The organism is Aquitalea sp. S1-19, from assembly GCF_024343515.1.
The window spans coordinates 1-421 of record NZ_RJTZ01000368.1; the positions used below are offsets into that span (position 1 = coordinate 1).

Genomic DNA, 421 nt, shown 5'->3' on the forward strand with positions numbered 1-421 from the left:
AGCGCTGCGCAGTTGACGGCCGACGCGGCCAAAGACGCGGCCAGCGCCGCACAGTCGACAGCTACCGAAGCCAAGACGGCAGCCACCGAGGCAAAAACTGCGGCCAGCGCCGCGCAGACGACGGCCACCGAAGCGAAGACGGCTGCTACCGAAGCCAAGACCGCAGCAGCCACCGCCGACGCCAAAGCGACCACGGCCCAGACCACGGCCGATCGTGCTGAAACCAAGGCGGATCGTGCCGAAACCAAGGCAGATAAGGCGCTGGGTATGCTGGAGGATGGCACCTTGCGCGCGGGTGGTGCCCAGAGTTCGGGTGATAAAAACTCGATTGCCATCGGTGCCGACGCGAAAGCGGATAAGGCCAACAGTATTGCTATCGGCGCGGGTTCTTATGCCAAGTCGTCCGTGGCGATCGGTGTGA

The 421-nt window shown here is 64.1% G+C and carries 1 protein-coding gene; it reads left to right on the plus strand.

What is annotated here, in order from left to right; all coding sequences use genetic code 11:
• Positions 1-421 (plus strand): hypothetical protein (locus EGI20_RS19090; protein ID WP_498633281.1); only part of this gene is annotated, 421 nt, incomplete at both ends.